Raw genomic sequence first — 2,184 nt, 5'->3', positions numbered from 1 at the left:
TGTTCCAGAACCATTCGCACAGCCCGCTCACGAACTTCAGGCGAGTACCTTGGGCACTTCTTCTTCGTGTTTTCCATAGCTCCATTTTCTCAAGAAGTGGAGCCTCCGGAAATCCCGGGGCGGTTCATCTCATTGACCAGCGTGAGCATCTGTGCAGCCAGGCCGTGCGCTTCGAGAGGGTGACGGAACCGGAGAATCGTGCTCTCGTCCGGCAAACGCGTCATACCCTCGTCCAGCCCAGCAAATTCACGATACAGCGGCACGTCATAAAGCGCCCCTTCCATCGCCGGGTCTGACAGACCAAACCACTGCTGCATGAAGTGGATCTGCAGCATCGTCGCAATAGGAAACGGCGGCCTTCCAGTCTTACCCCTTGGATAGTGCGGTTCGATCAATGCAATCAACCTCGACCATGGGACAACGCGCCTCATCTCATCGAGAAGTTTCCGCTTGCGCGTGCGTTTCGTTGAAAGATCCAGACCAAGACCAGGCTGTGTCATCGAGGTACCCCTTAAACCTGCATTCTCCCAGGATAGTCCACCGAGACGTCAACGCCAGGACTTTTGCAGACCTTCCCTAAATACTTCTAACGATATTGTCACGTTGCTGAATGTGTTGGATGAATCTGGATCGCAAACAACTCGCATCCCGATTCGCTGCGTGGCGGGAATTCGCCGACATGGCTCAAAATCCGTTGACTGTCTTGTTAGCGATTGACTCTTCGGCGCAGTCCACGCTACTGCCGACAAGTTGACAGTGCTGCGAGATACGCTAGACGTCACGGCTTCTGCGATTGCACCAACACGTCTTCCACTGGAAGCTGCTCAAGCTTTCACCGATTGCTCAAGACGGTCGAACGACAAGGAACCTACAACGCCAAGCGGCCGGATCAGTGCACTCGTAATAGTCAGGGTTGTACGGGCCATTTTTTCTGCGCCATTGATTCAGATCGCGCAAATCCAAAGCCGGTAGCGGAGACCTAGGTATGTACTGTAGATTCACATAGCCCCCCTGGAAAGTTCGTAGGAGCACTTGACTAACGCTGGTTGACCGGTGCCAGCATTATTAAGCTGCGCTGGATAAAACGTGGCCGAGGGAAATTCCTTGATACTACCTTCGTCCGGTCCTTTCACAATACCTAGCCATATACCCTCGTTATCGCTGGCTGTTGCGGTGTACACACTCCCTGCCATCTTGATCTCGCCGCGCATCGGGCAGCCTTCGAACGTTGCAGCAGACACGTGATAAGATGCGCCGAGCGCAAGCGTAAGAACGAAAAGGCTCTTCTTCATTGTCTCGAATCCTCTATGTTGTAGGGGGGCATCCATAAATCACTTATGCATGAAATAATGAATTTTATAATAGATCTTGATGTGAAAGTGATTGCGTGTAAGGGATAGTCAATTGTCACTTTCGATGATCTGAAATTCTTCGCGACTAAAATTTAGCACTCGGGTTTATACCGCAATAGCGGCGACCACATCAAATAAAGACTATTTATGCCGGAGGCAATATTTTTGATGGTCATGTGAAAGCTCTGTCTATAAGCGTTGGAGGTCGCGAGCGAACGCCATCTGAATTGATCCATTTGGCTAGTAACAAGACGTCGCAGCGCGACAATCATGCCAATGCCAGACTGTTCTGGCCTTGTAGCGCCCATTTTTAGCCTAGCTCAGTTCCGGTGCCCGGATCTAATCACGCATCAGTGCCGCGTACCACCCGAGCGTCGTAGGAGCGACTGCGTCGAGGAGAAGCGCGTGTGTCTGCTGTGGCATCTTTACCTGATCCGGAATTACTTTGGTGGAGTGACGGGTGCTTCGCACTCGCGCGTGGGTTAATGCGCGTGGCCATCGGCTCGACGCTCTGCGCGACAGGGGCAACACTGACCCGCGAACAGTAACCCGTTATGGCGGCGTGACAATCGGCGTGCTATGGCTCTGGCGCAGATGATTCCAATGCGCGTCAAGTTCGTCGATGTCTTCCCTCATCGCAAGCGCCTGAAGCTTGTCTATCCAATTCTGCCAGTATCAGCTCGTCGCAAATGGATTAAGTGACACAGTAGTCGGGTCTGAATAATTCGTTTTGGACGACGCTTGCCCTCACGGCTGGTATTCGACAGCGATTGAGCGGTTGAGCAAAGCGGCCAGAACAGCGGCGTAAAAAAGCCTCAGCTTCCTGAGGATC

At 52.6% G+C, this 2,184-nt stretch carries 1 protein-coding gene and 1 pseudogene; both read right to left on the bottom strand.

Annotated features, from left to right (window positions below):
• Window positions 1-128: 128 nt before the first annotated feature.
• Window positions 129-500: pseudogene (locus tag AB3X86_RS38030) on the bottom strand (transposase); the annotation flags it as partial.
• A gap of 498 nt (window positions 501-998) precedes the next feature.
• The gene (locus tag AB3X86_RS38025; protein ID WP_368599876.1) at window positions 999-1,292 is read right to left on the bottom strand and encodes a DUF3757 domain-containing protein; all 294 of its coding nucleotides are present in this window, start codon (window positions 1,290-1,292) and stop codon (window positions 999-1,001) included.
• Window positions 1,293-2,184 lie beyond the last annotated feature (892 nt).

It is taken from the genome of Paraburkholderia sp. BR14374 (assembly GCF_040948685.1).
GTDB classification, from domain to species: domain Bacteria; phylum Pseudomonadota; class Gammaproteobacteria; order Burkholderiales; family Burkholderiaceae; genus Paraburkholderia; species Paraburkholderia youngii.
This window is presented reverse-complemented; position numbering and strand designations above follow the sequence as displayed.